Here is a 25,406-nt window from a genome sequence, read left to right as displayed (position 1 = left end):
TGAGCTGTCTGTGCCGGTCATACCATCGCATCAAAGGGCACTGCCATCATTGCCAGTGCCTTACCGAGACGAATGGCGCACAGATGCCGCTGGGAGAGACGCGATGTTCAGCAAGCAAGACCAGATCCAGGGTTACGACGATGCACTGCTGGCGGCGATGAATGCCGAGGAGCAACGTCAGGAAGATCACATCGAGCTGATCGCGTCGGAGAACTACACCAGCAAACGCGTCATGCAGGCGCAAGGCAGCGGCCTGACCAACAAATACGCCGAAGGCTATCCGGGCAAGCGCTACTACGGTGGCTGCGAGCATGTGGACAAGGTCGAAGCGCTGGCCATCGAACGCGCCAAGCAACTGTTCGGCGCCGATTACGCCAACGTCCAGCCGCACTCCGGTTCTTCGGCCAACAGCGCCGTGTACCTGGCGCTGATCCAACCGGGTGACACCATCCTCGGCATGAGCCTGGCCCACGGCGGTCACCTGACCCACGGCGCGAAAGTGTCGTCCTCGGGCAAGCTCTACAACGCCGTGCAGTACGGCATCAACACCGACACCGGACTGATCGACTACGACGAAGTCGAGCGTCTGGCCGTCGAGTGCAAACCGAAAATGATCGTTGCCGGTTTCTCCGCTTACTCAAAGACTCTGGACTTCCCGCGCTTCCGTCAGATCGCCGACAAGGTCGGTGCGCTGCTGTTCGTCGACATGGCCCACGTCGCCGGTCTGGTTGCTGCCGGCCTGTACCCGAACCCGCTGCCGTACGCCGATGTGGTCACCACCACCACGCACAAGACCCTGCGCGGTCCGCGTGGCGGGCTGATCCTGGCCAAGTCCAACGAAGAGATCGAGAAGAAGCTCAACGCCGCCGTTTTCCCCGGCGCCCAGGGCGGTCCGCTGATGCACGTCATCGCCGGTAAAGCGGTGTGCTTCAAGGAAGCGCTGGAACCTGGCTTCAAGGCTTATCAGCAACAAGTGATCGACAACGCCCAGGCGATGGCCAGCGTGTTCATCAAGCGTGGCTACGATGTGGTCTCCGGCGGCACCGACAACCATCTGTTCCTGGTCAGCCTGATCCGTCAGGGCCTGACCGGCAAGGACGCCGACGCCGCGCTGGGCCGTGCCCACATCACGGTGAACAAGAACGCCGTGCCGAACGACCCGCAGTCGCCGTTCGTGACCTCGGGCCTGCGCATCGGCACCCCGGCGGTGACCACGCGCGGCTTCAAGGTCAGCCAGTGCGAAACCCTCGCCGGCTGGATCTGCGACATCCTCGACAACCTCGGCGACGCCGATGTCGAGGCCGATGTCGCCCAGCAGGTCTCGGCCCTGTGCGCAGACTTCCCGGTTTATCGCTGAGTCGGTTTTGGAGTAATGACTATGCAACGCTATTCCGGCTTCGGCCTGTTCAAACACTCGCTCAGCCACCACGAAAACTGGCAGCGCATGTGGCGCACGCCAACGCCGAAAAAAGTCTACGACGTGGTCATCGTCGGCGGCGGCGGGCACGGCCTGGCGACGGCCTACTATCTGGCCAAGGAGCACGGCATCACCAATGTCGCCGTGGTCGAGAAGGGCTGGCTGGGCGGCGGTAACACCGCGCGCAACACCACCATCGTGCGCTCCAACTACCTGTGGGACGAGTCGGCGCACCTCTACGAACACGCGATGAAATTGTGGGAAGGCCTGTCGCAGGATCTCAACTACAACGTGATGTTCTCCCAGCGCGGCGTTTATAACCTGTGCCACACCCTGCAGGACATCCGTGATTCCGAGCGTCGGGTCAGCGCCAACCGCCTCAACGGCGTCGACGGCGAATTGCTCGACGCCAAGCAGGTTGCGGACGAGATTCCGTACCTGGACTGCTCGAAAAACACCCGCTACCCGATCATGGGCGCAACCGTGCAGCGTCGCGGCGGCGTCGCCCGACACGATGCCGTGGCCTGGGGCTTCGCGCGTGCCGCCGATGCCTTGGGCGTGGACCTGATCCAGCAGACCGAAGTGATCGGTTTCCGCAAGGAAAACGGTGTGTGCATCGGCGTCGAAACCAACAAGGGTTTCATCGGCGCCAAGCGCGTCGGCGTGGTGACGGCCGGTAACTCCGGGCACATGGCCAAGCTTGCCGGTTTCCGCCTGCCGATCGAATCCCACCCGCTGCAAGCGCTGGTGTCCGAGCCGATCAAGCCGATTATCGACAGCGTGATCATGTCCAACGCCGTACACGGTTACATCAGCCAGTCCGACAAGGGCGACCTGGTGATCGGCGCCGGTATCGACGGCTACAACGGCTACGGCCAGCGTGGTTCGTACCCGGTAATCGAACACACCATCCAGGCCATCGTCGAGATGTTCCCGGTGTTGTCCCGCGTACGCATGAACCGCCAGTGGGGCGGTATCGTCGACACCACGCCGGACGCCTGCCCGATCATTTCGAAAACCCCGGTCCCGAACATGTTCTTCAACTGCGGTTGGGGCACCGGCGGTTTCAAGGCAACGCCTGGCTCGGGCAACGTGTTTGCCGCGAGTCTGGCCAAGGGTGAAATGCACCCATTGGCTGCACCTTTCTCCATCGACCGTTTCCACAACGGTGCGTTGATCGATGAACACGGCGCTGCTGCGGTTGCCCACTAACAGGAGAAATCCCCATGTTGCATATCTTCTGTCCTCACTGCGGCGAACTGCGCTCTGAAGAGGAATTCCACGCATCCGGTCAGGCGCACATCCCGCGCCCGCTCGACCCTGGCGCCTGCACTGATGAAGAGTGGGGTGATTACATGTTCTTCCGCGATAACCCGCGCGGTCTGCACCACGAGTTGTGGGACCACGTTGCCGGTTGCCGCCAGTACTTCAACGTCACTCGCGATACCGTGACCTACGAGATTCTCGAGAGCTACAAGATCGGCGAGAAGCCGCAATTCACCGACAAGGCTGGCACTGCGAAAACAGCCACGACGGCGCTGGGAGAGAAGGTATGAGCCAGACCAATCGCCTGTCCAACGGTGGACGGATCGACCGCAACAAAGTGCTGAGCTTCACCTTCAACGGCCAGACCTACAAAGGCTATGAAGGCGACTCGCTGGCTGCTGCACTGATTGCCAACGGCGTCGATATCATCGGCCGCAGCTTCAAGTATTCGCGTCCTCGCGGCATCTTCGCGGCCGGTTCCGAAGAACCGAACGCCGTGCTGCAGATCGGTGCCACCGAAGCCACGCAGATTCCCAACGTGCGCGCCACGCAACAGGCGTTGTATCAGGGCCTGGTCGCCACCAGCACCAATGGCTGGCCGAGCGTCAACAACGACATGATGGGGATTCTCGGCAAGGTCGGCGGCAAGCTGATGCCGCCGGGTTTCTACTACAAAACCTTCATGTACCCGCAATCGTTCTGGATGACTTACGAGAAGTACATCCGCAAGGCTGCCGGCCTCGGCCGTTCGCCGACCGAGAACGATCCGGACACCTACGACTACATGAACCAGCACTGCGACGTGCTGATCGTCGGTGCCGGCCCGGCCGGTCTCGCCGCAGCCCTGGCCGCTGCGCGCAGCGGTGCCCGCGTGATTCTGGCCGATGAGCAGGAAGAGTTCGGCGGCAGCCTGCTCGACTCGCGCGAAAGCCTCGACGGCAAACCGGCGATGGAATGGGTCGCCAGTGTCATCGCTGAATTGAAGAACACCCCGGACGTGCTGCTGTTGCCGCGCGCCACGGTCAACGGTTACCACGACCACAACTTCCTGACCATTCACGAACGCCTGACCGATCACCTCGGCGACCGCGCGCCGATCGGTCAGGTGCGGCAGCGCATCCACCGTGTCCGCGCCAAGCGCGTGGTGCTGGCGACCGGCGCCCACGAGCGTCCGCTGGTGTACGGCAACAACGACGTGCCGGGCAACATGCTAGCCGGCGCGGTGTCGACTTACGTGCGTCGTTATGGCGTAGCGCCGGGCAAAAAACTGGTGCTGTCGACCAACAACGATCACGCCTATCGCGTCGCTCTGGATTGGCTCGATGCCAGTCTGCAAGTGGTCGCCATCGCTGATGCCCGCAGCAATCCGCGCGGTGCATTGGTCGAAGAAGCGCGCGCCAAAGGCATTCGCATCCTCACCGGCAGCGCCGTCATCGAAGTGCGTGGCAGCAAGCGTGTGACCGCTGCCCGCGTCGCCGCGATTGACGTAAAGGCCCACGCCGTGACCAGTCCGGGCGAATGGCTCGACTGCGACCTGGTGGCCAGCTCCGGTGGTTACAGCCCGGTGGTTCACCTGGCTTCGCACCTCGGTGGCAAACCGGTCTGGCGCGAAGACATTCTCGGTTTCGTACCGGGCGAAGCACCGCAGAAGCGCGTGTGCGTCGGTGGCATCAATGGCGTCTACGCGCTCGGCGATTCGCTGGCCGACGGTTTTGAAGGTGGCGTGCGCGCTGCTGCCGAAGCCGGTTTCCAGACCGTCGAAGGCGTGTTGCCGAAAGCCCTGAGCCGTCTCGAAGAGCCGACCCTGGCGCTGTTCCAGGTGCCGCACGAGAAGAACTCGGCGCGTGCACCGAAGCAATTCGTCGACTTCCAGAACGATGTCACCGCCGGTGGCATCGAATTGGCGACCCGTGAAGGTTTCGAGTCGGTCGAGCACGTCAAACGCTACACCGCGCTGGGCTTCGGCACCGATCAGGGCAAGCTCGGCAACGTCAACGGTCTGGCCATTGCCGCCCGTTCGCTGAACGTGACCATCCCGCAGATGGGCACCACCATGTTCCGTCCGAACTACACGCCGGTGACCTTCGGCGCCGTGGCCGGTCGACATTGCGGGCACATCTTCGAACCGGTGCGCTACACCGCGCTGCATGCCTGGCATGTGAAGAACGGCGCCGAGTTTGAAGACGTCGGTCAGTGGAAGCGTCCCTGGTACTTCCCGAAAAACGGTGAAGACCTGCACGCGGCGGTCAAGCGCGAATGCAAAGCCGTGCGCGACAGCGTTGGCCTGCTCGATGCTTCGACCCTCGGCAAGATCGACATTCAAGGCCCGGATGCCCGCGAGTTTCTCAACCGCGTGTACACCAACGCCTGGACCAAGCTCGACGTGGGCAAGGCTCGCTACGGTTTGATGTGCAAGGAAGACGGCATGGTCTTCGACGACGGTGTGACGGCTTGCCTGGCCGACAACCATTTCGTCATGACCACCACCACCGGCGGCGCGGCTCGCGTGCTGCAATGGCTGGAGCTGTACCACCAGACCGAATGGCCGGATATGAAGGTGTACTTCACTTCGGTCACCGACCACTGGGCGACCATGACCCTGTCCGGGCCGAACAGCCGCAAGCTGCTCAGCGCCGTGACCGACATTGATCTGAGCAACGAAGCGTTCCCGTTCATGACCTGGAAAGAAGGTCTGGTCGGCGATGTGCCGGCGCGGGTGTTCCGTATCTCGTTCACTGGTGAACTGTCGTACGAAGTCAACGTGCAGGCCGATTATGCGATGGGCGTGCTGGAGAAGATCGTCGAGGCCGGCAAGCAGTACAACCTGACGCCGTACGGCACGGAAACCATGCACGTGCTGCGGGCCGAGAAGGGCTTCATCATCGTCGGCCAGGACACCGACGGCTCGATGACCCCGGACGACCTGAACATGGGCTGGTGTGTCGGTCGCACCAAACCGTTCTCGTGGATCGGCCAGCGTGGCATGAACCGCGAAGATTGCGTCAAGGAACAGCGCAAACAACTGGTGGGCCTCAAGCCGATCGATCCGACCAAATGGCTGCCGGAAGGTGCGCAGCTGGTGTTCAACACCAAGCAGGCGATCCCGATGACCATGGTCGGCCACGTGACCTCCAGTTACGCGCACAACTCCCTCGGTTATTCATTTGCCATGGGTGTGGTCAAGGGCGGTCTCAAGCGTCTCGGTGAGCGGGTGTTTGCACCGCTGGCCGATGGCAGCGTGATCGAGGCGGAAATCGTTTCTTCGGTGTTCTTCGATCCGAAGGGTGATCGCCAGAACATCTGACAACCTCGGGAGCGGTGGGCGGGCGGCTATTCGCGAGCAGGCTCGCTCCCACATTCGATCGCGTTCCCCTGTGGGAGCGAGCCTGCTCGCGAAGGCGGCGGCACAGCAACCACAGGAACCAACAGAATTCAGAAGGTGCTTTATGACCACAGCCAATGTTTACCAGCAACGCCCGACCACCGGCGCCCGTGCCGAGTCGTCGCTGCACCATGCCGACCTCGCCAGCCTGGTCGGCAAGGGCCGCAAGAACGCCGGCGTGATCGTGCGGGAAAAGAAACTCCTCGGCCACCTGACCATTCGTGGCGATGGCCACGATGCCGCATTCGCGGCCGGTGTGCACAAGGCGCTTGACATTGAATTGCCCGGTGCGCTGAGCGTGATCGTCAAAGGCGAAACCAGCCTGCAGTGGATGGGCCCGGACGAGTGGCTGCTGATCGTGCCAAGCGGTGAAGAATTCGCCGCCGAGCAGAAACTGCGCGAAGCGCTGGGCGATCTGCACATTGCCATCGTCAACGTCAGCGGCGGCCAGCAGATCCTCGAACTGAGCGGGCCGAACGTGCGCCAGGTGCTGATGAAGTCGACCAGCTATGACGTGCACCCGAACAATTTCCCGGTCGGTAAAGCGGTCGGCACGGTGTTCGCCAAGTCGCAGCTGATGATTCGCCACACGGCCGAAGACACCTGGGAACTGCTGATCCGTCGCAGCTTCTCGGATTACTGGTGGTTGTGGTTGCAGGATGCTTCGGCCGAGTACGGGCTGAGCGTTCAGGCCTGAAGATCAAAAGCCACCCCCTCACCCCAGCCCTCTCCCCCTGAGGGGGAGAGGGGGAAAGGGAGCAGATTTGTGTGTTTTTCGAGCCTGAGTTCGACGCGCTATTTCAGGTCGGCGTAGCTCGAAAGAACACCTCGGTCAGTCCCCTCTCCCTCTGGGAGAGGGCTAGGGTGAGGGAAAAACCTGACACCCCGCACAACGAACAGGAGTCACCGCACCATGAGCCGCGCCCCAGACACATGGATTCTGACCGCCGACTGCCCCAGCGTCCTCGGCACGGTGGACGCGGTCACGCGTTTTCTGTTCGAGCAGGGCTGTTACGTCACCGAGCACCACTCGTTCGATGACCGCCTCTCCGGGCGTTTTTTTATTCGCGTGGAATTCCGTCAGCCCGACGGCTTCGACGAACAATCCTTCCGCGCCGGGCTGGCCGAGCGCGGGCAGGCGTTCGGCATGCTCTTCGAACTGACCGCGCCGAACTACCGGCCGAAAGTGGTGATCATGGTCTCCAAGGCCGATCACTGCCTCAACGACTTGCTCTACCGCCAGCGCATCGGCCAGTTGTCGATGGACGTGGCGGCGGTGGTGTCCAACCATCCGGATCTCAAGCCGTTGGCCGACTGGCACCAGATTCCCTACTACCATTTCCCTCTCGACCCCAACGACAAACCGGCGCAGGAGCGTCAGGTCTGGCAGGTGATCGAAGAGGCCGGCGCCGAACTGGTGATCCTCGCCCGCTACATGCAGGTGCTATCGCCGGAGCTGTGCCGCAAGCTCGACGGCAAGGCGATCAACATTCATCACTCGCTGTTGCCGGGCTTCAAGGGCGCCAAGCCTTATCACCAGGCTTACAACAAGGGCGTGAAACTGGTGGGCGCGACGGCGCATTACATCAACAACGACCTCGATGAAGGGCCGATCATTGCCCAAGGCGTCGAGGCGGTGGATCACAGTCATTACCCCGAAGACCTGATTGCCAAAGGGCGGGATATCGAAGGCCTGACCTTGGCGCGGGCGGTTGGGTATCACATCGAAAGACGAGTTTTTTTGAACGCCAACAGAACCGTCGTTCTCTAGATCGCTTTCGCGAGCAGGCTCGCTCCCACAGCGTATGCATTCCAATGTGGGAGCGAGCCTGCTCGCGAAGGGGCCGTAACAAACAACGCAAGACCAACAAGCAATACCCGAGCACTCAACGCGCTGCCCAACCGGGGCAACGCAGTTCCATAAAAACAACAGCGAGGTGAAAGCATGTCTGGCAATCGTGGTGTGGTGTATCTCGGCGCTGGCAAGGTCGAAGTACAGAAAATCGACTACCCGAAAATGCAGGACCCGCGCGGTCGCAAGATCGAGCATGGGGTCATTCTCAAAGTGGTTTCCACCAACATCTGCGGCTCCGACCAGCATATGGTGCGCGGCCGGACCACGGCGCAGACCGGTCTGGTGCTGGGCCATGAGATCACCGGCGAGGTGATCGAAAAGGGCTCCGACGTCGAAAACCTGAAGATCGGCGATTTGGTCTCCGTTCCGTTCAACGTGGCTTGCGGGCGCTGCCGTTCCTGCAAAGAGCAACACACCGGCGTCTGCCTGACCGTCAACCCGGCCCGTGCCGGCGGCGCATACGGTTACGTCGACATGGGCGACTGGACCGGTGGCCAGGCTGAATACGTGCTAGTGCCGTACGCCGACTTCAACCTGCTGAAACTGCCGGATCGCGACAAGGCCATGGAGAAAATCCGCGACCTGACCTGCCTCTCCGACATCCTCCCGACCGGCTATCACGGCGCGGTTACTGCCGGCGTCGGTCCGGGCAGCAGCGTTTACATCGCCGGCGCCGGTCCGGTCGGCCTGGCCGCTGCCGCTTCCGCACGTTTGCTCGGTGCGGCGGTGGTGATTGTCGGCGACGTCAACACCATCCGCCTGGCCCACGCCAAGGCCCAGGGCTTTGAGGTCGTCGACCTGTCCAAAGACACCCCGCTGCACGAACAGATCGCCGCGCTGCTGGGCGAGCCGGAAGTCGATTGCGCGGTGGACTGCGTTGGCTTTGAAGCACGCGGCCACGGCCACGACGGCGTCAAGGCCGAAGCCCCGGCCACGGTGCTCAACTCACTGATGGGCGTGGTGCGCGTTGCCGGCAAGATCGGTATCCCCGGCCTGTACGTCACCGAAGATCCGGGCGCCGTCGACGCTGCCGCGAAAATGGGCAGCCTGAGCATTCGCTTCGGCTTGGGCTGGGCGAAATCCCACAGCTTCCACACTGGGCAAACTCCAGTGATGAAGTACAACCGCCAACTGATGCAGGCGATCATGTGGGATCGCATCAACATCGCTGAAGTAGTCGGCGTGCAAGTGATCAGCCTCGATCAGGCGCCAGAAGGTTACGGCGAGTTCGATGCGGGCGTGCCGAAGAAGTTTGTGATTGATCCGCATAAGTTGTTCAGTGCGGCGTAAGTTCTACCCATGTAAGAAGGGCAGCCGATCGGGCTGCCCTTTTTTGTTCTGAACACGATCAGTTATTTAAAGGCGCATTTGCGGGCGTCACCATCCTTGGTTGCACACTCATCACCATTCCAATTGCTACCGGTGGCTTGAACCGGAGTGTCGTTTCTGTAGCCAGCCGAGACGCCAAGGTCTGCCTCACCTTCGTATCGGCAGATGACAACTGAATTAGCAGTGTCTTTATCTTTAAGTCGGGCAGAAGTGAAGGTTACATCTTCGGCGCCTTGCGCATGAGTCACTGATATCGTTGGGCAGGTTGCAGCATAGGCAGTACTCATCATGGTCAGACCAAGCAGGGCGCCAGTGACAATTTTCAACTTCATCTTTTCGTACTCCGTTACGTAATTGGAGTGGAGATATTCACTTGCATCGTTATGACTGCCAACTGTCAGATCTGACAGTTGGTTAGTTCCAATCGAAATAAATAGTCGGGTTTTCAGTGTGAAGTCGAATAGTGAAGTGGCTATTCAACGATTGAACAATTCATTTAGGTGAGTGCGTAGAGAAGGGGATGCGCCGCGAGGAACATGCCGCCCAATACCCGGTCAAACCGGCAGTTTCGTCGCCGTTGTCCGGTGGCAGCTTTTCCACAAGAGGATGTCTGAATGAAGATTTCACGCGGTTTTGCCTTGGCATCGCTCCTGACTCTGGCCGCCGGGCCGGTGTTTGCCGGTTTCAGTTTGAACGACGTGGCCGGTGCGGTAGCGGGGATGCAGGGTGGCGACAAGGCGGCGGCTGCGGCGCCGACCTCGGAGACCGCTGGTTTGTTGAGTGCGCTGAGTGCGCTGGACGTCACGCCGGAGCAGGCCGTTGGCGGTACCAGTGCGATGCTCGGGCTGGCGAAGAATCAGTTGAGCAGCACCGACTATTCGCAACTGGCCAAGGAAGTGCCGGGCATCGACAAACTGTCCGGTGGCAGCGGCAATCTGGCGGCGCTCGGGGCTTTGCTCGGTTCGTCCGGCAAGTCCGCAGGTCTTGAAAATGCGCTGGGCAATGTCAAAGACACTAACGACCTGAACAACGCGTTCAGCGCGCTGGGCATGGACAGCGGCATGATCGGCCAGTTTGCTCCGGTGTTGCTGCAATATCTCGGTCAGCAGGGCGTCGGTGGTTCGCTGTTGAGCAGCCTGGGCAGCATCTGGGGCACCGGCACCGGCACTTGAGTCAGCCGCGCTCGTTGCGCAGCTCGACGATGCGCTGATCCTTCTCGGTCCAGAGCTGGTTGACCCAGTTCTGGACGCGCTGGCGAAACGCCGGATCTTTCTCGTAATCGCCCTGCCACAGCGCCGGGTCGAGTTCGCGGGTCCTGATGTCGATGATCACTCGCGGCACGTTGCCGCTGATCAGGTCCCAGAAGCCCGGGATCTTTTCCTGCGGATACACCACCGTCACGTCGAGCATCGCGTCGAGCTGTTCACCCATCGCCGCCAGCACGAACGCCACGCCGCCGGCCTTGGGTTTGAGCAAGTGGTTGAACGGTGATTCCTGCTGGGTGCTTTTCGCCAGGGTGTAGCGCGTGCCTTCCAGATAATTCACCACCGTCACCGGCTGGCGCTTGAACAGCTCGCACGCCGCTTTGGTGATTTCCAGATCCTTGCCTGCCAGCTCGGGGTTCTTTGCCAGAAAGGCTTTGGTGTAGCGCTTCATGAACGGGTAATCCAGCGCCCACCACGCCAAGCCCAGGAACGGCACCCAGATCAGCTCTTTCTTCAGAAAGAACTTGAAGAACGGCGTGCGCCGGTTGAGGGTCTGGATCAGTGCTGGAATGTCGACCCACGATTGATGGTTGCTGACCACCAGATAGGACGTGTCGCGGCGCAGATCGTCGCCGCCGCGAATGTCCCATTGCGTCGGGATGCACAGCCGGAAGATCAGCTTGTCGATTTCGGCCCAGGTCTCGGCGATCCACATCACCGCCCCCGATGCGTAATCCCGCCAGCGCCCGGGTGCGACCAGTTTGAGCAGGGCAAACACCATCAATGGCCCGATCAGGATCAGGGTGTTGAGCAACAGCAGCAGGGTGACGAAACAGCCGGTGAGCAGGCGGCGCATAAGCAACTCTATGAAGTGGCAGGGGCGAGCCATGATAAGCAGCTTCGCGCGACAGGCCAAATCGGCGCTGACGAATGTTTCACTTTTTGCCGGGTATGCTTCGCTCAAGATTGGATCTGAATGCACTGGCCTCTTCGCGAGCAGGCTCGCTCCCACAGGGGAATGCATTTCAAATGTGGGAGCGAGCCTGCTCGCGAAGAGGACCGAAGCGAACGAATAACTCGGCGCGTGTCTAAAACTCCAGTCCGCCGCCCTCAATTTCCAAGGAAGCCCCTTACGTGAAATCCCTCCTTGCTCTGTTTGCCCTCGTCGCGCTGCCGGTCATGGCCGCCGAGCCGACGCTGTACGGTCGCTACGAATACATCGCGCTGCCGGAAATCGGTGGCGAAGTGCTCAAGGCCAAGATGGACACTGGCGCGCTGACCGCCTCGCTGTCGGCCAAGGACATCGAGACCTTCACCCGTGATGGCGAAGACTGGGTGCGTTTTCGCCTCGCCACCAAGGACGCCAGCAACAAGGTTTTCGAGCACAAGGTCGCGCGGATCAGCAAGATCAAAAGCCGTTCCGACGAGGACGATGAAGAGCGCGACAGCAGCGATGTCGCCAAGCGCCCGGTGGTCGATCTGGAACTGTGCCTGGGCAACGTCAAGCGCACCGTCGAGGTCAACCTGACCGACCGCAGCCACTTCAACTATCCGCTGCTGATCGGCGCCAAGGCCTTGCGCGAGTTCGGCGCGGCGGTAAACCCGGCGCGGCGTTACACCGCCGACAAGCCTGACTGCTAAGTGGTCTGATTGACGTAACCCCGGGCTTGGGGCACCGTTCGCGCACTAACTGCCACGGGCTCGGACGCCATGCCGCACATCCTGATTGTCGAAGACGAAGCGGCAATAGCCGACACACTGATTTTTGCCTTGCAGGGCGAGGGGTTCAGCACCACGTGGCTGAACCTCGGCGCGGCGGCGCTGGAGCATCAGCGGCAGACGCCGGCCGACCTGATCATTCTCGATATCGGTTTGCCGGACATCAGCGGCTTCGAGACTTGCAAGCAACTGCGGCGCTTCACGGAAGTGCCGGTGCTGTTTCTCAGCGCCCGCGACGCCGAGATCGACCGCGTGGTGGGCCTGGAGATCGGTGCCGACGATTACGTGGTCAAGCCGTTCAGCCCGCGTGAAGTGGCGGCGCGGGTCAAAGCCATCCTCAAACGCATGGCGCCGCGCGCAACCCTGGAAGCAGGCTCAACGCCGTTTCGCATCGATGCCGAACGCGTACAGATCAGCTATCGCGGCCAGCCGCTGAGCCTGACCCGCCACGAATTCCGCTTGTTGCAATGCCTGCTCGAACAACCTGAGCGAGTGTTCAGCCGCGAGCAATTGCTCGATGCGCTGGGCGTAGCGGCAGACGCCGGTTACGAACGCAGCATCGACAGCCACATCAAAAGCCTGCGCGCCAAGTTGCGCCTGGTGCGCGCCGAGGCCGAGCCGATCCAGACCCATCGCGGCCTCGGTTACAGCTACAGCCCGGGGCACAGCTGATGTCGCTGGGGCTGCGGATCTTTCTGGTGTACGTGCTGTTTGTCGGCCTGACCGGTTATTTCGTCCTCAACACGGTCATGGAAGAAATCCGCCCCGGCGTGCGTCAGTCCACCGAAGAGACGCTGGTGGACACTGCCAACCTGATGGCAGAAATCCTGCGCGACGATTTCAAGGCCGGCACCCTCAGCGAGAACCGCTGGCCGCAATTGCTCCGCGCCTATGGCGAGCGGCAGCCGCAAGCGACGATCTGGGGTTTGCCGAAAAATCAGGTCAACCACCGCATCTACGTCACCGACGCCAAGGGCATCGTCGTGCTCGACTCCAGCGGCGTCGCGGTCGGCCAGGATTATTCGCGCTGGAACGACGTCTACCTGACCCTGCGTGGCGAGTACGGCGCGCGCTCCAGCCGCAGTGATCCTGACGATCCGAGCTCTTCAGTGATGCATGTCGGCGCGCCGATCCGCGACAACGGCAGGATCATCGGCGTGGTCACCGTGGCCAAGCCCAACAGTTCATTGCAACCCTACGTCGATCGCACCGAGCGGCGCTTGCTGTTTTACGGCGCCGGACTGATCGGCCTCGGTCTGCTGTTCGGCGCTTTGCTCTCATGGTGGCTTAGTCGTGCGCTGCACCGTTTGACCGGTTATGCCCAAGGCGGTCAGCGAAGGCCGGCGCGTGGAAGTGCCGCATTATCGCGGCGGCGAGCTGGAGCAACTGGCGACGGCGGTCGAGCAGATGCGCACGCAGCTCGAAGGCAAGGCCTACGTCGAGCGCTACGTGCACACCCTGACCCATGAATTGAAGAGTCCGCTGGCGGCCATTCGGGGTGCGGCGGAGTTGCTGCAAAGTGATATGCCGGCCGTCCAGCGTTTGCGCTTTGTCAGCAACATCGACAGCGAGAGCGCGCGGATGCAGCAGCTGATCGAGCGCCTGCTCAACCTGGCGCAAGTCGAACAGCGCCAAGGGCTGGAAGAACGGGTGGCAGTGCCGCTGGCGCTGTTGGTCGCAGAACTGCTCAAGGCGCAGGCCGCGCGGATCGAGGGCAAACAACTGCGCGTCGAGCAAGCGATCGGCGAGGATCTGCTGTTGATTGGCGAGCCGTTTCTGCTGCGCCAGGCGTTGGGCAACCTGCTGGAAAACGCGCTTGATTTCACTCCGGCGCAGGGCTTGTTGCGCTTGCGTGCCGAGCGGGTTGGCGAGCAGATCGAGTTCCGCCTGTTCAACCAGACCACGCCGATTCCCGATTACGCCTTGCCGCGTCTGACCGAACGCTTCTACTCGTTGCCGCGCCCGGACAGCGGACGCAAGAGCACCGGGCTGGGGCTGAACTTCGTTGAAGAAGTGGTCAAGTTGCATGGCGGGGTGATGCGCATTGGCAATGTCGAGGGCGGGGTTGAGGTGGTATTGCGCTTGCCTTGAAACCGAGTCGCGGCCTTCGCCAGCAGGCTTGCTCCCACAGGAGAATGCATTCTCCACACAATCTCCATATTCCCCTCACACTGCCACCACACCGCATCAGCAGACTCCCCCCATCCAAACAGGGAGAGTCCCATGAACAAGAATCTGACCATCAAACTCGGCGCGATCGCCTTGCTGATCCTGCTGTTGCTGATCCCGTTGCTGATGATCGACGGCATCATCGATGAGCGTCAGCAACTGCGCGACGGTGTGCTCGAAGACATCGCGCGCAGTTCCAGTTACAGCCAGCAGCTGACCGGACCGGTGATGGTGGTGCCGTATCGCAAGGTGGTGCGCACCTGGAAGACCAATGAAAAAACCAACAAGCGCTACGAAGAAGTCAGCGAAGCGCGCGGGCGTCTGTACTTTCTGCCGGAGCGTTTCGAGCTCGATGGCCAGGTGCAGACCGAGCTGCGCAAACGCGGTATTTACGAGGCGCGGCTGTTCCATGCCGATAACCGTATCGACGGGCATTTTTCCCTGCCGGCGCAGTTGGGCATCAAGGAAAATTTTGCCGATTACCAATTCGACGCGCCGTTCCTGGCTGTGGGTATTAGCGATATTCGCGGCATCGAGAACGCGCTGAAACTCGAGCTCGGCGGCCAGCAACTGGACTTCGTGCCAGGCAGCGAAGTGGCGTGGATCGGCGAGGGCGTACACGTGACGCTACCGGCACTGGACGCCAGCAAAGCCACGCAACTGACCTTCGGCTTCGACCTGCGTCTGCAGGGCACCGGCTCGCTGCGCGTGGTGCCGGTGGGCAAGACCAGCAGCGTCAGCCTCGCCGCCAACTGGCCGCACCCCAGCTTCGTCGGCAACTTCCTGCCGGCCAAGCGCGAGATCAACGATCAGGGTTTCAGCGCCGACTGGCAGACCTCGTTTTTCTCCACCAACCTGCAAGAGGCGATGGAGCGCTGCGTCGCTGGCGACTGTGATGCACTCAACGGGCGCAGCTTCGGCGTGAGCTTCATCGACCCGGTGGATCAGTACCTGAAGAGCGACCGGGCGATCAAATACGCGCTGCTGTTCATCGTCCTGACATTCGCCGGTTTCTTCCTCTTCGAAGTGCTCAAGAGCCTCGCGGTGCACCCGGTGCAATATGCCTTGGTCGGTGTCGCGCTGGCGTTCTTTTACCTGCTGCTGTTGTCGCTGTCGGAACACATCGGTTTTGCGCTGGCGTATCTGTTGTCGGCGAGTGGCTGCGTGTTGCTGATCGGCTTCTATGTCAGCCACGTCCTGCGCAGCGCGCGGCATGGCTTGAGTTTTTCGGCGGGGCTGGCGGCGCTGTATGGCCTGCTGTACGGATTGCTAAGTGCCGAGGATTACGCGCTGCTGATGGGCTCGCTGATGCTGTTCGGTCTGCTCGGGGTGTTCATGGTGCTGACGCGCAAACTGGATTGGTACGGGATTGGTTTGAAACCGGCCAGGCCGCTGGAGTTTGATGTGGAGGCGATGCAATGAGCGGGTTGAGGGCTGAGCGCAGGGAAGTGGCGGTTCTGCTGACGCTGATTGTTGCAGCGCTGCCGCCAGAACCGAGGTGGTGCCATCGCTGGCAAGCCAGCTCCCACAGGATATATGCCGACACACAGGTCAGCGGTCTGTCCCGATTCAATGTGGGAGCTGGCTTGCCAGCGATGGGGGCAGATCAGGCGCCGCAGAATCAGGGCTTGGGCATTGTCGCCATCATGGACGGTCGCTGACTCACTTCAAAATACCAGTTGGCCAGTTGCGGATTGGCCGCGCGCCAGTCCATGTCCGGGAAGCGCAGATCCAGATAGCCCAGTGCGCAGGCCACGCTGATCGCCGCGACATCGAAATGGCTGGTCAGCTCGGCAATTGCTTCGTTTTCCAGCACGGCGAGGGCGCGGCGGATCTTGTCGCGCTGGGCGTCGAGCCATTCGTCCCAGTGTTTTTCCACCGGGCGCAGCACAGTTTCATAACGCACCATCACCGAGGCATCCATGATCCCGTCAGCCATCGACGCCAGGGTCAGGCGCCGCCAGCGCGCCGCACCTTCCCGGGGGATCAGCGGATTGCCGACGTGCTGCTGGTCGAGGTACTCGAGGATGACGCGGCTGTCATGGATGACATTGCCGTCGGCCAAGCGCAGGGCGGGGATCTTGCTCAACGGGTTGTCGGCGATCAGCGCCGGGTCCGGGCTGACCGGGCTGAGCACGCAGTCCTGCAGCGCGACACGATCCTGCTGACCGGTTTCGTGCAGCAGCACCATGACTTTGCGGACAAAGGGCGACAGGGTGTTGTGGTACAGGGTCATGCTGGGGGCGGACATGGGCAAGGTCTCGATCAGGACAATGATCGGGCAGCATAGCCTGCTCGCGTCCGGCGCAGAACCCATGTGGGAGCGAGCCTGCTCGCGAAGGCGTCGTGACAGTCGACTTTGATGTTGAATGTCTGGGCGCTTTCGCGAGCAGGCTCGCTCCCACAAGGGATTCTCAGCGTCGCGGCAGTAAACCTCTTATCGCCAGAAATGCCGGCACGCCAAGCCCGACCCAGCTCAACGCATCCCAGATTCCATCCCCCAGCAACGCCGCAAACAGCCCCGCCGCACTGAGCAAGGCGATCACGATCGGTGTGCTGAAAACCTTCCAGAAACTCGACTGACGCGGCTTCATGCCGAGGCCTCCGCCGCTTCCAATACAGGCTTGGCCGCCTTGCGCCGCACCACCCACAAATACACACCACTGGCCAGCACGATGATCGTCAGCACATCCAGCGTCGCCCAGAGAATCTTCATCGGCATGCCGCCGTAGTCACCAAAGTGCAGCGGCTGCGACATGCCCATGGCGTCCATGTACCACGGCCGTTCGGCCACGGCGGTGACCTGCAAGGTCGTGGCGTCGATCAGCACCGGCGTCAGCAGGTGCGAGGTCAGGTGCGTGCCGCCCTTCATGAATACCGAGTAATGGTGCTCGCTGGAAAAACGGGTGCCGGGGAAGGCGATGAAATCCGGTTTCATCCCCGGTGCGACTTCCTCGGCGATGTCGAGCAGCCGCGTGGCCGGCGCCAGTTGAGTCAGCGGCGGCGCATCGCGATACGGCGCGATCAGCGTGGTCAGCGCGTCGTTGCGCCAGGCGGCGATGAGCAGGTCGGCGCAGGCGCTGATCACCCCGGTCACGCCCACCACCAGGCACCAGGTCAAAGTGACGACGCCGATCAGGTTGTGCAGATCGAGCCAGCGCAGTCTTGTCGACTTGTCCTGGCGCACGGTGCCAAATTTCAAGCGGCGCATGAATGGCAGGTACAGCACCGTGCCGGAGACGATCGCCACGACAAACAGCAGCCCCATGAACGCCAGCAGCAGCTTGCCCGGCAGCCCGGCGAACATGTCGACGTGCAGGCGCAGGATGAACAGCATCAAGCCACCGTTGGCCGAAGGGGTTTCCAGCGCTTCGCCAGTGCGCGCATCGAGCATGAAGGTGTGCGAAGAGTTCGGCTCGGTGTCGGCAGTCTTGGCCATAATCGCGAACGCCGCGTTCGGCTCTTCGTCGTCATAACCGAAGTACTGCATGACTTCGCCCGGGCGATGTTTCTGCGCGGCATCGACCAGTTGCTGCAGGTCGAGTTGCGGCGTGTCGGCCGGCATCTCGCGCAGTTCCGGGGCGTTGCCCAACGCGTGATCAATCTCGTGGCTGAAAATCAGCGGCAGACCGGTCAGCGCCAGCATCAGCAGAAACACCGTGCAGATCAGGCTGGTCCAGGTGTGGATGAACGACCAGCGGCGGATGGTTTTACTTTTCATTGCATGACCTTCAAAAACACCAAAGCCGTCCGGTACGGACGGCCTGGGAACAGGGCCTGTTTCAGCTCACTGGCTTACCACTTGTAAGTGGCGCTGGCGACGACACTGCGCTGGTCGCCGTAGTAGCAGTAGAAGCTGTCGCAGGTGGAAATGTAGTCCTTGTCGAACAGGTTGGTCGCATTCACCGCCAGCGACGCACCTTTGAGGCTGTTGTCCAGACGGCCGAGATCATAATGCACGCTGGCGTCGAACACGGTGTAGGCGTCAGCCTTGCCCAGCCAGGTGTTGGCCTTGTCGCCGTAGGTGTTGCCGGTGTAGCGCACGCCGGCACCAATGCCGAAACCGTCGAGCACGCCGGCGTGCCAGGTGTAGTCGGTCCACAGCGAGGCTTGTTGGTTGGGCATCAGTTGCAGACGATTGCCCTTGTCGATGCCTTTCTGCACTTCGGACTTGGCCAGGGTGTAGGCGGCGATGACTTTGAGGTTGTCAGTCACATCCGACACGGCCTCGAGTTCCAGGCCTTTGACCTTCACTTCGCCGGTCTGGCTGGTCACCGAAACGTTGTTGACGAAGGTGTTCACCGCGACGTTCTTCTGGGTCAGGTCATACACGGCGGCGGTCAGCAGGGTCTTGCTGCCCGGCGGCTGGTATTTGATGCCCAGTTCCCACTGCTTGCCTTCGGTTGGCTTGAGCGAGCCGGTCGAGGTGGCATCGGCGCCGGTGGTCGGCTGGAAGGATTCGGCGTAGGACAGGTACGGCACGAAGCCGTTGTCGAAGACGTAGCTGAGCGCCGCGTTGCCGCTGAATTTCTTGTCACGCTGGGTGTTGGTGGCGTCGCTCTGGTTGATGAATTGGGTGCTGGTGTGCACCCAGTCTTCACGGCCGCCGAGGGTCAGGCGCCACTGATCGAGGGCCATTTGGTCCTGCACGTAGAGGCCGGTCTGGTAGGTCTTCTGGTTGTAGTCGTAAAACGCCGTGGAGCGCGCCGGACGTACGATCGGCTGGCCGTAGATCGGGTTGATGACGTTGGTTTGCAGACCATCGCCAAAGATCGAGGTGTAGTTGGTGTTGCTGCGCTGGTGATCCAGACCCAGCAGCAAGGTGTGGCGAATGTTGCCCGTGGCGAAGTCGGCCTGGAAGTTGTTGTCCACGGCAAACTGGCTGATGTCTTCGTCGGCGTTAGTGGTACTGCGACCGACATTGCCTTGATCGTCCACGGTAAATCCGGCAAACGATGGGTTGTAACTGTTGACGGTCACGGTCTGGAACGACAGGTCGGATTTGGTGTAGCGCAGATTCTGCTTGAACTGCCAGACATCGTTGAGGCGATGTTCGAAGGCATAACCCAGCGCGTAATAGGTGCGGTCGTAATAATCGTAGTCGGGATCGCCGAGATTCTTGTGATGGGAAATCTTGCCGAACGGCATGTCGATCTTGGTGCCCTGGATGGGATAGAACTGGCTGGTGACGCCGGTATCGTCGCGGGTGAACTGGCTCAGCAGGGTGAGCCTGGTGTCGTCGTCGATGTTCCAGGTCAGGCTCGGTGCGATGTTGTAGCGCTTGTTGTCGATGTGGTCGATTTGCGTATCGCTGTCGCGCACCACGCCGCTGAGGCCATAGAGAAACTGCCCGGCGTCATCGATCTTGCCGGTGCTGACGAAGTTGATCTGGCGGTGATTGTCGCTGCCGTATTGCAACTGGATTTCGCTGCTGGCTTCAGCGCTCGGGCGGCGGCTGACCATGTCGAGCAAACCGCCCGGCGGGGTCTGGCCGTACACCGACGAAGCCGGGCCACGCAGCAGGGCGAGGCGGTCGAGGTTCCAGGTTTCCTGTTTCGGGTTGGCGTACACGCCTTTGGGCAGCGGCAGGCCATCGAGGAACTGGGTCGGCTCGAAACCGCGTACGCGCAGCCAGTCGGCACGGGTGTCGCTGCCGTAGCTGCTGGCGGTGATGCCCGGCATGTAGCGCACGGCGTCATCGAGGCTGTGCACGCTGCGGTCGTCCATTTGCTGGCGGGTCGCCACCGAAATCGAACGCGGTGCTTCGACCAGCGCAGTGTCGGTCTTGGTGCCGGCGGCGGTGCGAGTCGCGGTGTAGCCTTCGACCGGGCCCCAGGCGCTTTCGAAGTTTTCCACGCCGATGACCGAAGTTTCCGGCAGGGCCAGCGTGCCTTCCGGCACGGCCACCAGGGTGTAAGTGCCGGCGCTGCTCTGTTCCAGTTGCAGACCGGTGCCGCGCAAAGCCGCGCGCAGGGCGCCGGCGGCGTCGTACTGGCCGTTGACCGGCGCCGAGGTTTTGCCGGCGGCCAGCGCAGGATTGAGCGACAGGGCGAGGCCGCCCTGGCTGGCGATCTGGTTCAGGGTGGTCGACAGCGGCGCCGCCGGCAGGTTGTAGGCGCGCACGCTGGACGCTTGCTCAGCGGCGAGCAACGGGCTGCTGATCAGCGGCGTGCCGAAAGCGATGGCAAAAGCCAGCAGACTGGGGCGCAACAAGGTGTCTGGCGAACGGGACATACGGCGGCTCCTGAATGGAAATATTTCTCAATTGCCTGTGTGCCGGACGAGATTGGAAAAGTGATAGGGCTGGGTGGAAATTCTTTTTTGCAGGAAATGGTTGTGCGGCTGATGGCGCCTTCGCGAGCAGGCTCGCTCCCACAGGTGATCGCATGCCAATGTGGGAGCGAGCCTGCTCGCGAAGGCGGTTTTCCTGCCGACGCATTACTCAGGCTTGATATCAGCCTTCGCCACGGTGACCCAATACGGCGTATGCCGCTCGATCTGCACCGGCAAGGTTGGCAGCAACGCACTCAGCGCTTTATCGGTGTCGTGCAACGGAAAGCTGCCGGTAATGCGCAGATCGGCCACTTCCGGCGCCACGCCCAGATGGCCACGACGATAGCGCCCGAGCTCATGCACCAGATCGCCCAGCCGTGCGTTGTCCACCACCAGCATGCCGCGCGTCCAGGCATCGGCGCCGGGGGCGAGGGCGGCAATCGAGCCCAGCCCGTCACTACGCAACAGCACCTGCTGGCCTTCGCGCAGAATCTGTTCTTGCGGGTTGGCCTGGGCATGGGCCGCCACCGCCGACTGCAACACGCTCAGGCGGGTGCCATCGTCCTCGCGCTTGACCAGAAACCGCGTGCCCAGCGCGCGCATGCTGCCTTCGCGGGTTTCGACGATAAACGGCCGCGCATCGCCATGCCCGGTCTCGACGAGGATTTCGCCTTCCTGCAACACGATCAAGCGGCGCTCGTCATCGAAGCGTACGTCGACCGCGCTGTGGGTATTGAGGTTGAGCAGGGTGCCGTCGGACAAGCGCACGGTGCGCTGTTCACCGGTGGCGGTGCGTTGATCGGCGAGCCAGTAATCGAGCGGCAGGTAGCGCTCACTGACAAACAGCCCCAGCCCGATAACCACCACGACACTGGCCAGCCCGCTGCCGAGTTTTCGCACGCGCCGACGGATGCCTTCGCGCGATTGCAGCAACGCACTTCGGGCCGGGCCTTTGGCGACACTGAAGCGCTGATCGAGCATGCCCAACTGACGCCACGCGCGGGCGTGTTCCTCATGGGCCGCATGCCACTTGGCGAATTCCTCGCGCTCCAGCGCGGTGCTCGAATCGAGGGTCAATTGCCAGGCAATTGCCGCGTCCAGCACATGCGCCGGCACCGGGCGCGAACTGGCCGCCGTCATGTCGGCTCACCGTACAGGGCGATGTAGCACTGGCGCAGACCTTGGGCCAGATACTGCCGCACGCGCGGCACTGACACGCCGAGTCTGGCGGCGATTTCGCCGTGGCTGAGGCCGTCGAGGCGGTTATACAGGAAGGCCGCGCGCGCCTTGGTCGACAGCTTGCCGAGCAGCCGGTCGATGGCCTTTAGGTCGTCGAGGATCATTTGCTGTTCTTCCACCGACGGCTGTTCGTCTTCGGGGATCAGCATCAGTTCGGTGAGGTAGGCCTGTTCCAGCGCGGCGCGGCGGAAGTAGTCAAACAACAGGCCTTTGGCGATCGCCACCAGAAATGCCCGAGGTTCGCGCGGCGTCAGCAGTTCGTCGCGGTTGAGCAGGCGCACGAAGGTGTCCTGGCTCAGGTCCTCGGCACGCTGCGGACACGCCACATTGCGCCGCAACCACGCCAGCAGCCAACCGCGATGGTCGCGATACATCGCACCGACGAGCTCACTGTGGGGGTTGGGCACTGACGACACCGGACATCACCGATTGGGAAATGTTAACTAACGAGAATAGTTCGCGATTCTGGCAGAGGTGGGAATGGTTAGCAATTGGCCACTGGTCAGGTGATGAATCAAGGGCAGCCCCTCACCCTAGCCCTCTCCTGGAGGGAGAAGGGACTGATCGGGGGATATTCTGGAGGTACATCGACCTGAACGATTTTCAGCGATTCCTCAATCGACTCGGTCTTTCAGGTCGATATAAGGCTTCAGACACCACGATCGGCGCCCTCTCCCTCCGGGAGAGGGCTGGGGTGAGGGGCTTTTGATCTGAATGATTCTAAAAGGACGGCGCCTGCTGCCTGCGCTTCCACTGATTCAACCGCTGCTGCAGCTGCAACGGACTGTAAATCTGCTGCGCCCGCGCGCGGCTGAACAGGATCAACGCCAACTCCGCCGTGGCCAGCGCATCGGCACTCGCGTTATGCCGCTCGAACACTTCGAGCCGGAACCACTCGATCCACTCATCCAGCCCGGCCTCGCGAATCTGCGCCTGCGGACACAGAAACGGCGCGATATCTGCCACATCCAGAAACACATGCTGCAGCTTATGCCCCAGGTGTTCTTTCACTGCGCGCCCGAGCATGTGCTGATCGAACGGCGCATGAAACGCCAGCACCGGGCTGTCGCCGATAAATTCCAACAATTGCAGAAGTGCTTCGGCCGGGTCGCTGCCTGCGGCAATCGCATTCGGCCCCAAGCCATGAATCAGTACGCTGGGGCTGAGCTTCAGCTCGCGACATTGCAGCGTGCGCTCGAACTGCTGACGGAAATCGATCGCGCCGTCCTCGATCACCACCGCGCCAATCGACAGGACCCGATCCTTGCTCATATTCAGGCCGGTGGTTTCCAGGTCCAGCACCACCCAGCGCTGCTCACGCAGGCTGCATTCGCTCAGCTCGGCAAGCGCCGGCAGATTCGCCAGCCGCTGCTGTAGATCCGCCGACACAACGGGACTTGACGGGCGCAGCCAGGAAAACAGGCTCATAGCTGATACCGCAAGCTCAGGCTGCTCTGCAGGCGTTGCGCTTGGCGCAGGGATTCACGCAGGATGCGCCGGTCAAGGTGATTGAGGCTGTCGGGATCGACGCGGTTGGAGTACGGCTGGTTCTCCCGGGTCTGGAGCTGATGCTGCTGCATGCGCGTTTGCTGAATGAAGTGATAGGCCTCTTCATACGCCGCGCCGTCGAGCGGCTCGATGACTTGTTTATCGACCAATTGGCGGAAGCGTTCGAGGGTGTTGTTGGCGTCGATGCCGTTGGCCAGCGCCAGCAAGCGGGCGCCGTCCACGAACGGCGTAAGACCCTGAATTTTCAGATCCAGCGTGGCCTTCTCGCCGTTCTTGCGTGCCAGCACGAACTCACGGAAGCGCCCAACGGGAGGGCGATTGCGCAGGGCATTTTCGGCGAGCATGCGCTGGAACAGACGGTTGTCAGCGACTTGATCGAGAATGCCCCGGCGCAATTGCTCGCAGCCTTGCTCATCGCCCCAGACCACGCGCAGGTCGAAATAAATGCTCGAACCCAGCAGGTTCTCCGGCGTGGCTTCGCGGATGAACGCCGCGAAGCGTCGCGCCCATTCGGCCCGCGACAGACACAGCTCGGGATTGCCGGCCATGATGTTGCCCTTGCACAGGGTAAAGCCGCACAGCGCCAGGCTCTGGTTGATCTGCTGGGCAATCGGCAGCAGCTTGCCGCGTATTTCTGCTGCGTGCGCGGCATCGCGCGCGTCGAAGAGAATGCCGTTGTCCTGATCGGTGTGCAGCGTCTGCTCGCGCCGGCCCTCGCTGCCGAAACACAGCCAACTGAACGGCACACCCGGGTCGCCCTTTTCCGCGAGGGTCAGTTCGATGACCCGGCACACCGTGTGATCGTTGAGCAGGGTGATGATGTGGGTGATTTGCGTCGACGACGCGCCGTGGGCGAGCATGCGTTCGACCAGTTGGCCGATCTCGCCGCGCAAGGTCATCAGTTGCTCGATCCGTTGCGCGCTGCGGATGGTCCGGGCCAGGTGCACCAGATCGACCCGTTGCAGGGAGAACAGATCACGCTCGGACACCACGCCGCACAGGCGTTGATCCTTGACCAGACAGACGTGAGCGATGTGCCGCTCGGTCATGGCGATCGCCGCATCGAAGGCGCTGTGATCCGGCGATAGATAAAACGGTGATCGAGTCATGTGCTGTTCGATGGCGTCGCTGAAATCGCCGACACCTTCGGCGACCACATGGCGCAAATCGCGCAGGGTGAAAATCCCCAGCGGCGCCTTGTGCTCATCCACCGCGACGATGCTGCCGACCTGTTGCTCGTGCATCAGCTTCACCGCTTCACGCAGTGGTGTATCGGCGCTGCAAGTCACCGGATGGCGCATCGCAAGTTCACCGAGACGAGTGTTCAGCGAGTATTGGGTGCCGAGGGTTTCCACGGCTTTTTGCTGGACTTGCTGGTTGACCTGATCGAGCAGGCTGCTCACCCCACGCAAGGCGAAATCGCGGAAGGCACTGGAGAGGGCGAACAGTTTGATGAACGCCAGCTTGTTCAGTTGCAGGCAGAAGGTGTCTTCGCCCGCCAGATGTTCGGTGCGCGTGGCGCGCTCACCGAGCAGCGCGGCCAGCGGAAAGCATTCGCCGGTGGTGATTTCGAAGGTGGTTTCGGTGCCGGGCTTGGTGATGTGCTGGCGTTCGCCGACCACCCGACCCTGTTTGACGATATAAAAGTGCTCCACCGGGCCGTCAGCCGGTTTGATGATGCTCTCGCCCTGGGCAAAAAAACGCAGCTGACATTGCTCCACCAGATAGGCGAGGTGGGCGTGTTCCATCTGATTGAAGGGCGGGAAGCGCTGGAGGAATTGCAGGGTGCCCTGAATGTTCTGCAACACCGCGGTTTTCCCTGCCTGGGTGAAGGCGTCCGCTTTGCTCATAACCATTACCGCAGTCTTTTTCGAATTGTTGTTGTCGGATCGTTGCCACCATGGTCGACCCCGGCGGGCAGGGTGCCCATTGGACGTAAGTCTAGGTTTTGCCACCATTGGCCGATTTTCGGAAATAACCTACGCAAAAGCTCGGAAAAGCTTGCGCTAGCCACTTGGAAAAAATTCCGACGAAGTGCACATT

General features: G+C 61.7%; 21 protein-coding genes and 1 pseudogene. 12 read left to right on the top strand and 10 right to left on the bottom strand.

From position 1 onward, the window contains the following. The first annotated feature begins 103 nt into the window (after positions 1–103). The 7 genes from glyA (at position 104) to fdhA (ending at position 9,210) form a co-directional block, all read left to right on the top strand. A complete protein-coding gene (gene glyA / locus ACZ9BE_RS22185) occupies positions 104–1,357 on the top strand; it encodes a serine hydroxymethyltransferase (RefSeq protein ID WP_252886907.1) in 1,254 nt (417 codons plus the stop codon). Between the two features lie 21 nt (positions 1,358–1,378). Next, the gene (locus ACZ9BE_RS22180) at positions 1,379–2,629 is read left to right on the top strand and encodes a sarcosine oxidase subunit beta (protein ID WP_016772829.1); all 1,251 of its coding nucleotides are present in this window, start codon (positions 1,379–1,381) and stop codon (positions 2,627–2,629) included. 14 nt (positions 2,630–2,643) lie between these two features. Further along, the gene (locus tag ACZ9BE_RS22175; RefSeq protein WP_090286971.1) at positions 2,644–2,973 is read left to right on the top strand and encodes a sarcosine oxidase subunit delta; all 330 of its coding nucleotides are present in this window, start codon (positions 2,644–2,646) and stop codon (positions 2,971–2,973) included. Continuing rightward, positions 2,970–5,987 carry a sarcosine oxidase subunit alpha gene (locus ACZ9BE_RS22170; protein ID WP_476249942.1) on the top strand — a complete coding sequence of 1,006 codons (3,018 nt, stop codon included), beginning with the start codon at positions 2,970–2,972 and terminating at the stop codon, positions 5,985–5,987. The genes ACZ9BE_RS22175 and ACZ9BE_RS22170 overlap by 4 nt, the downstream gene beginning before the upstream one ends. Positions 5,988–6,129: 142 nt before the next feature. Further along, a complete protein-coding gene (locus ACZ9BE_RS22165) occupies positions 6,130–6,762 on the top strand; it encodes a sarcosine oxidase subunit gamma (RefSeq protein ID WP_095181380.1) in 633 nt (210 codons plus the stop codon). A gap of 216 nt (positions 6,763–6,978) precedes the next feature. Next, complete coding sequence (gene purU, locus ACZ9BE_RS22160; protein WP_039757644.1) at positions 6,979–7,836, top strand: formyltetrahydrofolate deformylase; 858 nt, start codon at positions 6,979–6,981, stop codon at positions 7,834–7,836. Between the two features lie 174 nt (positions 7,837–8,010). Further along, positions 8,011–9,210, top strand: coding sequence for a formaldehyde dehydrogenase, glutathione-independent (gene fdhA, locus ACZ9BE_RS22155; protein ID WP_016772834.1), 1,200 nt, complete (start codon positions 8,011–8,013; stop codon positions 9,208–9,210). 62 nt (positions 9,211–9,272) lie between these two features. Here the strand turns inward: fdhA and ACZ9BE_RS22150 are convergent, their stop codons facing one another. After that, positions 9,273–9,581 carry a hypothetical protein gene (locus tag ACZ9BE_RS22150; RefSeq protein ID WP_056786558.1) on the bottom strand — a complete coding sequence of 103 codons (309 nt, stop codon included), beginning with the start codon at positions 9,579–9,581 and terminating at the stop codon, positions 9,273–9,275. A gap of 282 nt (positions 9,582–9,863) precedes the next feature. Between ACZ9BE_RS22150 and ACZ9BE_RS22145 the strand changes: the two genes are divergently transcribed. Next, positions 9,864–10,421: a DUF2780 domain-containing protein gene (locus tag ACZ9BE_RS22145; RefSeq protein WP_016772837.1), complete on the top strand. Its 558-nt coding sequence runs from the start codon at positions 9,864–9,866 to the stop codon at positions 10,419–10,421. Position 10,422: 1 nt separating this feature from the next. On the opposite strand, the gene ACZ9BE_RS22140 is transcribed toward ACZ9BE_RS22145, so the two are convergent. Continuing rightward, positions 10,423–11,310, bottom strand: a complete 888-nt coding sequence (locus ACZ9BE_RS22140) for an acyltransferase (protein ID WP_256808042.1) — start codon at positions 11,308–11,310, stop codon at positions 10,423–10,425. A gap of 278 nt (positions 11,311–11,588) precedes the next feature. On the opposite strand from ACZ9BE_RS22140, the gene rloA2 reads away from it, so the two are divergent. From rloA2 to creD, 4 genes and pseudogenes are all read left to right on the top strand, one after another. Next, the gene (rloA2, locus tag ACZ9BE_RS22135) at positions 11,589–12,095 is read left to right on the top strand and encodes a retropepsin-like aspartic peptidase RloA2 (RefSeq protein WP_016772839.1); all 507 of its coding nucleotides are present in this window, start codon (positions 11,589–11,591) and stop codon (positions 12,093–12,095) included. Between the two features lie 69 nt (positions 12,096–12,164). After that, entirely contained in the window at positions 12,165–12,845 is a 681-nt protein-coding gene (creB, locus tag ACZ9BE_RS22130) for a two-component system response regulator CreB (protein ID WP_273528258.1), read from the top strand. Further along, positions 12,845–14,264, top strand: a pseudogene (creC, locus tag ACZ9BE_RS22125) (two-component system sensor histidine kinase CreC). The gene creB and the pseudogene creC overlap by 1 nt, the downstream one beginning before the upstream one ends. Positions 14,265–14,396: 132 nt before the next feature. Further along, entirely contained in the window at positions 14,397–15,764 is a 1,368-nt protein-coding gene (gene creD / locus ACZ9BE_RS22120; protein WP_122881843.1) for a cell envelope integrity protein CreD, read from the top strand. A gap of 199 nt (positions 15,765–15,963) precedes the next feature. On the opposite strand, the gene ACZ9BE_RS22115 is transcribed toward creD, so the two are convergent. The 8 genes from ACZ9BE_RS22115 to ACZ9BE_RS22080 all read right to left on the bottom strand — a co-directional run bounded on the left by ACZ9BE_RS22115 (position 15,964) and on the right by ACZ9BE_RS22080 (position 25,213). Beyond that, positions 15,964–16,593, bottom strand: coding sequence for a glutathione S-transferase (locus ACZ9BE_RS22115; protein WP_041476739.1), 630 nt, complete (start codon positions 16,591–16,593; stop codon positions 15,964–15,966). A 163-nt stretch (positions 16,594–16,756) separates the two neighbouring features. Further along, complete coding sequence (locus ACZ9BE_RS22110) at positions 16,757–16,936, bottom strand: hypothetical protein (RefSeq protein ID WP_095181386.1); 180 nt, start codon at positions 16,934–16,936, stop codon at positions 16,757–16,759. Next, positions 16,933–18,063 (bottom strand): PepSY-associated TM helix domain-containing protein, encoded by a 1,131-nt coding sequence (locus ACZ9BE_RS22105; RefSeq protein ID WP_095181387.1) that lies wholly within the window; start codon positions 18,061–18,063, stop codon positions 16,933–16,935. The genes ACZ9BE_RS22110 and ACZ9BE_RS22105 overlap by 4 nt, the downstream gene beginning before the upstream one ends. A 74-nt stretch (positions 18,064–18,137) precedes the next feature. Continuing rightward, the gene (locus ACZ9BE_RS22100) at positions 18,138–20,576 is read right to left on the bottom strand and encodes a TonB-dependent siderophore receptor (RefSeq protein ID WP_476249941.1); all 2,439 of its coding nucleotides are present in this window, start codon (positions 20,574–20,576) and stop codon (positions 18,138–18,140) included. A 204-nt stretch (positions 20,577–20,780) separates the two neighbouring features. Continuing rightward, positions 20,781–21,755, bottom strand: a complete 975-nt coding sequence (locus tag ACZ9BE_RS22095) for a FecR domain-containing protein (protein ID WP_476249940.1) — start codon at positions 21,753–21,755, stop codon at positions 20,781–20,783. After that, the gene (locus ACZ9BE_RS22090) at positions 21,752–22,228 is read right to left on the bottom strand and encodes an RNA polymerase sigma factor (protein WP_221264883.1); all 477 of its coding nucleotides are present in this window, start codon (positions 22,226–22,228) and stop codon (positions 21,752–21,754) included. Before ACZ9BE_RS22090 ends, ACZ9BE_RS22095 begins: the two co-directional genes overlap by 4 nt. 346 nt (positions 22,229–22,574) lie before the next feature. Continuing rightward, a complete protein-coding gene (locus ACZ9BE_RS22085) occupies positions 22,575–23,282 on the bottom strand; it encodes a 3'-5' exonuclease (protein WP_476249939.1) in 708 nt (235 codons plus the stop codon). Next, positions 23,279–25,213, bottom strand: a complete 1,935-nt coding sequence (locus ACZ9BE_RS22080; RefSeq protein ID WP_476249938.1) for a putative nucleotidyltransferase substrate binding domain-containing protein — start codon at positions 25,211–25,213, stop codon at positions 23,279–23,281. The genes ACZ9BE_RS22085 and ACZ9BE_RS22080 overlap by 4 nt, the downstream gene beginning before the upstream one ends. Positions 25,214–25,406 lie beyond the last annotated feature (193 nt).

Source organism: Pseudomonas sp. TE9122, from assembly GCF_056278925.1.
The sequence above is the reverse complement of the archived record's forward strand: the minus strand, read 5'-3'. Positions and strand labels throughout refer to the sequence as shown.

Excerpts from the sequence above, each read along its gene's own strand:
- ACZ9BE_RS22175 (WP_090286971.1), top strand. The coding sequence starts at position 2,644 with ATGTTGCATATCTTCTGTCCTCACTGCGGCGAACTGCGCTCTGAAGAG.
- ACZ9BE_RS22100 (WP_476249941.1), bottom strand. The coding sequence starts at position 20,576 with ATGTCCCGTTCGCCAGACACCTTGTTGCGCCCCAGTCTGCTGGCTTTT.
- ACZ9BE_RS22145 (WP_016772837.1), top strand. The coding sequence starts at position 9,864 with ATGAAGATTTCACGCGGTTTTGCCTTGGCATCGCTCCTGACTCTGGCC.
- ACZ9BE_RS22140 (WP_256808042.1), bottom strand. The coding sequence starts at position 11,310 with ATGCGCCGCCTGCTCACCGGCTGTTTCGTCACCCTGCTGCTGTTGCTC.
- ACZ9BE_RS22095 (WP_476249940.1), bottom strand. The coding sequence starts at position 21,755 with ATGACGGCGGCCAGTTCGCGCCCGGTGCCGGCGCATGTGCTGGACGCG.
- ACZ9BE_RS22165 (WP_095181380.1), top strand. The coding sequence starts at position 6,130 with ATGACCACAGCCAATGTTTACCAGCAACGCCCGACCACCGGCGCCCGT.
- ACZ9BE_RS22080 (WP_476249938.1), bottom strand. The coding sequence starts at position 25,213 with ATGAGCAAAGCGGACGCCTTCACCCAGGCAGGGAAAACCGCGGTGTTG.
- ACZ9BE_RS22150 (WP_056786558.1), bottom strand. The coding sequence starts at position 9,581 with ATGAAGTTGAAAATTGTCACTGGCGCCCTGCTTGGTCTGACCATGATG.
- ACZ9BE_RS22090 (WP_221264883.1), bottom strand. The coding sequence starts at position 22,228 with ATGTATCGCGACCATCGCGGTTGGCTGCTGGCGTGGTTGCGGCGCAAT.
- ACZ9BE_RS22180 (WP_016772829.1), top strand. The coding sequence starts at position 1,379 with ATGCAACGCTATTCCGGCTTCGGCCTGTTCAAACACTCGCTCAGCCAC.
- ACZ9BE_RS22085 (WP_476249939.1), bottom strand. The coding sequence starts at position 23,282 with ATGAGCCTGTTTTCCTGGCTGCGCCCGTCAAGTCCCGTTGTGTCGGCG.
- creD (WP_122881843.1), top strand. The coding sequence starts at position 14,397 with ATGAACAAGAATCTGACCATCAAACTCGGCGCGATCGCCTTGCTGATC.
- glyA (WP_252886907.1), top strand. The coding sequence starts at position 104 with ATGTTCAGCAAGCAAGACCAGATCCAGGGTTACGACGATGCACTGCTG.
- ACZ9BE_RS22115 (WP_041476739.1), bottom strand. The coding sequence starts at position 16,593 with ATGTCCGCCCCCAGCATGACCCTGTACCACAACACCCTGTCGCCCTTT.
- ACZ9BE_RS22105 (WP_095181387.1), bottom strand. The coding sequence starts at position 18,063 with ATGAAAAGTAAAACCATCCGCCGCTGGTCGTTCATCCACACCTGGACC.
- ACZ9BE_RS22170 (WP_476249942.1), top strand. The coding sequence starts at position 2,970 with ATGAGCCAGACCAATCGCCTGTCCAACGGTGGACGGATCGACCGCAAC.
- ACZ9BE_RS22110 (WP_095181386.1), bottom strand. The coding sequence starts at position 16,936 with ATGAAGCCGCGTCAGTCGAGTTTCTGGAAGGTTTTCAGCACACCGATC.
- fdhA (WP_016772834.1), top strand. The coding sequence starts at position 8,011 with ATGTCTGGCAATCGTGGTGTGGTGTATCTCGGCGCTGGCAAGGTCGAA.
- purU (WP_039757644.1), top strand. The coding sequence starts at position 6,979 with ATGAGCCGCGCCCCAGACACATGGATTCTGACCGCCGACTGCCCCAGC.
- creB (WP_273528258.1), top strand. The coding sequence starts at position 12,165 with ATGCCGCACATCCTGATTGTCGAAGACGAAGCGGCAATAGCCGACACA.